Genomic DNA, 5,185 nt, shown 5'->3' with positions numbered 1-5,185 from the left:
GTAATGCTTTGATCTTAAGGTCTTTTTTCAAGCTCTCGATTTTAGAGTAGTCGTAGCTTTCGATATTGCTGTATTCAATACCTTTGGGATCAACCGCACTCATAATTTGGTTGAACTTGGTTAAGTCCGTCATTTTGATGCGGTATTGTTTACGCGCTAAAAACTCAGGGCTTTTTTTCTTCTCCCACCATGAAGTATAACTGGAGATATTGTTAATAGTGAAATTCTCCTGCGGGATACCAGCCGCTAATACAGCTTTTTGCAATTGTGCTTCTAAATCTTCAATTTCGACTTTCTTCTTATTGGCTGAATCCCTGAAATATTCTTTCAACGACAAACTAACATAAATGATGTCGGGAGTTACCTCTGCTTCTGCAGTTCCATTGACTTCAATTTTCTTACGGGTGTCGATGTTTTGTGAAAACGCATTTAAACTGAACAAACTGATCAGGGCTGCGGCTAATAGAGTTTTCATGGTATTTATCATATAGGTTTATTCCTAGTTTATTTTAGGATGAAAATTTCGTGCCAATTCCATAATGGAATTAATTTTGAAGAGGATTGGTGTGTTTTGAAATCAAATAAAGGGCGAGACTCTTTAATTCGCTTATTTATATCCTCACCCGCTTTTCCGGTTCATCAATATAATTGCCTTCCACTATTTCGCTCTTTTTTACAATATCTTTGATGATCTCGTCTAGTTCATTACCAGATTGTTTAATGTATTGCAAGAACTCTTCTATTTCCGTTTCCTCAACACATCCTTCCTCAAACAAATTGACTACACCCATTATTCTTGACAATGGTGCACGCACAACATGCGATTGTGTCCAGGCGATTTCTTTTAACTGATCATTTTGTTTTTCAATAGAAAGCATTTGATTTTTGCGATCGGTCACATCTCTTTCAATAGATACCCAATACGTACACTTTCCATCCTTATCTTTAACCGGTACCATATTAACCTCTACCCAAAAAGCATCTCCATTCTTCTTATAATTGATGATTTCCGATTGATATGCAGTGCCAGTATTAATGGCCCGGTTAAAATGGGAAAGTTGGTCTGATTTAGTGTTTGGCCCACGTAGTATTGGTGATTTTTCACATTGAATATCTGCAAGGATATAACCCGTCATAGCGGTAAAAGCATCGTTTACAAAAACAATTTTTAATTCCTCACCTTCCACTTTTGAGATGATTACCGCATCCGTAGTATAAGTGATTACAGATTCCATTAATTTCAATTGTTGCTCTTCAAGCTTACGCTCAGTTATATCCTGGGAAGCACCAATCATGCGTATAGCTTGACCTTCGTCGTCACGTATAATGTATCCTTTATTATATACTATCGCGTAACTATTGTCGGGTTTCAATAATCGACACTCTTCTTCCCAAAATTCTTCTGATTTGTCGTTTAATACCTTACTTAGCTTATTACATATTTTTTCCACTTCTTCGGGATGAATTAATTTTCTAAAACTTTCAAAAATGCTGTCCGGGGATGATGGATTATACCCCAGTTTTACTTCCAAAAAGTTCTCGTCGCGTTTAATTTCATTCGTCTTCAGATCCCAATCCCATATGGAATCGGATGTAGCTTTATTTGCTAAGCGAAACCTTTCATTTGCCAGAGCAAGTTGATCAGTCAGAAGCTTTTCTTCCGTTATATCCTTTACAACACCATATATCCCCGATATTTTCCCATCTATGGTCATCGGTAAATTGGTAACATCCACAAAAAGAGACTCTCCACTCGCAGTTTGTATTTTAGTCTGATAGTTTTGTGTTGCCCCCATGCCCGCCTTTATTAACTTTTCCAGCACTTCATTTACTGAATCTTTAGGTATGAGAGGTACAAAAGACATAGTTAGTAGCTCTTCAATAGGATATCCCGTAAGTTCAGACGTTACTTTATTAGCGCTTATAAAATTTCCTGCTAAATCAAATGAAAAAACCGCGTAAGGATTGTCGAAAAATAATGATTGATACTGCTGGCGGTTGGCGTCTAATTGTTTGTTAATTAGTTCAAATTTTTCATTTTTTTCCATTAATTCATTCGTTCGGTCATCTACCATTTTTGTGAGAATGGATTCCTGATGGATACTGGAATATAATTTATGGACGAAAAAGCCCATGATTAAAAATAAAAAACCGAGTACTGATCTAAACCAAAAAGTTTGATAAAATACCGGAATTACATTGAAGGATAACTTTGAAATTTTAGACCAGCTGCCAGACTGCTCTGCTTTTACTTCAAAAATGTATTCCCCTGGGTTCAATAGTGTAAAATACGCAGTATTCCTGTTACCCGCTTCTTCCCACGTATCTGAAAGCCCCTTTAAACGATAGTAATAGGTTGTTTCCTCGGGATTGACAAGGTTCACACTGGTATAATTTATGGATACTGTTGAAACATTCGGGGGGATTTTGATGTTTTTCAGTTGCGTTTTTACCGAACCGTCATATTGTATGGAATTGATTTTTACAGGGCCCAGCCACTGCTCGCTTTCGCTTTTCGCAGGTTTTACAATTGCTATGCCTTCTACAGTAGGAAACCATATATTACCATCATTCATCTTCCACCCCGCAGGAGAGATATTGCCATTCGTCTCGGAATTTGCCATACCGTCTGCGGTACCAAAAAACCGGGAACTTATCTGGGGGCTGGCAGATCGGTTATGTTTTTGTTTTATAAGATCGTGAATGGATATACGCTGCAGCCCGAAGTTTCCGCTTAACCACACATAACCCCTGCCATCATCAATTATCCGGTAAATTCCGTTAAATTTGAGACCATTGGATTTGTCGAATATTTTTTTTTTCTGAAAGGGTATTAATCCTGCTTCTGTACCTAACCAAAGTGATCCTTCTTTATCTTCATAGAAAGCATAAACCATATCTGAAGAAACCCCTAGATTATTTTTGTACAGCGTAATTTTATTTTCTGAGTTTATGCTGATGAAACCTGCTCCCGAAGAACCAATCCAAATATTTTTCTTTTGGTCTTCAAAAATGCTTGTCATTTCCGCGTTTAATAATTCAACAGGTAGAGGCAAACGCTTGATTTTATTGTTTTCCAACAGATGTACTCCACCGGAGGCAGTAGAAATCCAAATTCGTCTGCTAGAATCCTCAAAAATAGACTGCACAACATTGCTCGCTAAGCCATCCTTTATGGTAAATTCTCTTTCGAATTTGCCCGATTTTAAGTTAAAAATATTTAAGCCCCCAACCGTACCGACCAGCATGCGTTCATTTGTTCCATAAAGACTTATAATGATTTCATTTGCTAAACCATCCCGTCTTGTATAATGAGAAATCTTACCGTCTTTAATCCGGTTTATCCCTTGACCGGCTGTTCCTATCCATATTTCGCCCTTGCGATGCTGATAGATTGGTAAAATAACCTTTCCGGCCAAGCCATCCGACTTTAAAAATTTCTGAATACGGGCAGGCTTCATTTGTATAAGACCGGATGCAGGAGTTCCAAGCCAAATCAAATCAGGTTCTGAGAAAGCTATACTTTTTATGCCGTCATTAGATATGCCGTTATCCTTTAAATCTTCGAATATTCCGTCTTTTAGAATTTGAATACCGGAACTACTGGTTCCAATCCAGATATCGCCCCCTGGCGATATACCCAGACTTCGTATAAAAAGCTCATTCAATCCATCTTTAATGGTGTATTGAGTGGTGTTTTTTCCTTTTAGATGATAAAGTCCGTCTTCCTTTGTTCCGATCCAAAGAGAGCCATACTTATCAATTTCAAGTGCCCTTATATTTTGGGTTTCAAAACCAGGCACATATGCAAGTGACTGATCCTTATTGATTTGGAATAGCCCGCGCTCAGTTCCCAGAAACAGTTTGTCGGAATTTTTATTTAAAGTTTGAATACTTTTTAAATTTTTAGCCGGCAGTCCATGATACCGCGTAATTCTATGGTTCTTGATATAGAAGAGCTCTCCATTATTGGTACCAGCCCAAAGCACGCCCTGCGGGTCTTCCGAAATGGCTGATATCCATGAGTTTTTTAAATGCTTTCGGAAATCGTATGTTTTTATTGAATCAGAATTCAGATATAAAATAGTGTTTACAGCAGCAGCCCAAACTCCTTGTTTTGATTTGGCAAGATCATAAAATGTGCTTGAGTGGACGCCGGGCGTGTTTTCTCTGTTGAAAACTTTAAAATTAGTACCATCAAAGCGCAGAACTCCTTCCTCGGTGGCGAGCCATAAATATCCCTCTTCATCTTTAAGAATATCTGCTACGGTATTTTGTGTCAGCCCGTTTTTATTATTCCAGTTATTGTAAATATATTGTTGCTCCTGAAAATAGGGTCTTGACTGCGCAGTGACATGGTTAACGATGGCGACAAAGAGCAAAATGTAGAGATAGACGATTTTGGTAGCCATGTTAATGTCTCAAAAATTGGGAAGTTGTTGTTTATATTCTATAGACTTCCAAGTAAAATTAAATAAGAAATATTTTAAACTAATACGACTTATTAGAATATAAGTTTCGTCAATCTCAATCTTATATGTAGTTAAATCCCATGACAATATTTAGGTTCGTTATCTTAATTGTTTAAAATTTTTCTTATAAGTAGCAATTTAAGCTGAACCCACTCCCGCGTTAAGTAATTTTTGGTATGCGATTTCGGCAGCTCTCATCGTAGTAAAGCCTGTGATTATCAGCTTATATATTCCTTCCTGCTTTATGGGGTACGAGGTTAATCTGAGAACCTTCAAAATATGCTCTTGTTGAGCTTTAATGCCTGCTTCATTAGTTGCCAGCTCGACGACAATGGAAAAGTACATCGCGTCGTCTCTGGTTGAAGAACTTAGTGTTCTAGCCGGGCTCGTCTTTGGCTGAACGATCTTTTTTCTGACTTGCGTCACGTAGAGTCCTCTGAATCCGTAGATGCTGAGCTCGGGCAGAAGGATGTTCGCATCTTCTTTTGTTTCAAATCCTTCTATAACAAGTTGATAGGACAGGCTACCGGAAGGACTTACTTTCACCGGGTATCCGTACCTGTCGGAAAGTGTCTTTTGAATTAAAGCAGACTGCGACTTGTCTCCGAATGCATTAGCAATAATTAAAAAGTTGTAAATAAGCTTTCGTGCAGGCTTGTGATCCGCGCGTCTTTCCCGGTTGTCAGGGAATTTTATAGCCTTCAGCTCAAGGG

The 5,185-nt window shown here is 38.1% G+C and carries 3 protein-coding genes; all 3 read right to left on the bottom strand.

Features of this window, described 5'->3' with window-relative positions; translation table 11 throughout:
- On the bottom strand, window positions 1-475 hold a 475-nt coding region (locus WBJ10_RS09575), incomplete at its 3' end, for an SIMPL domain-containing protein (RefSeq protein WP_424289683.1).
- Window positions 476-611: 136 nt separating this feature from the next.
- Window positions 612-4,412 carry a PAS domain S-box protein gene (locus tag WBJ10_RS09570; protein ID WP_424289681.1) on the bottom strand — a complete coding sequence of 1,267 codons (3,801 nt, stop codon included), beginning with the start codon at window positions 4,410-4,412 and terminating at the stop codon, window positions 612-614.
- A 198-nt stretch (window positions 4,413-4,610) separates the two neighbouring features.
- Window positions 4,611-5,185, bottom strand: a 575-nt coding sequence (locus WBJ10_RS09565) for a hypothetical protein (protein WP_424289679.1), incomplete at its 5' end; no start/stop codon positions are given.

This window comes from Daejeonella sp., from assembly GCF_049655485.1.
Classification (GTDB): Bacteria; Bacteroidota; Bacteroidia; order Sphingobacteriales; family Sphingobacteriaceae; genus Daejeonella.
The sequence above is the reverse complement of the archived record's forward strand: the minus strand, read 5'-3'. Positions and strand labels throughout refer to the sequence as shown.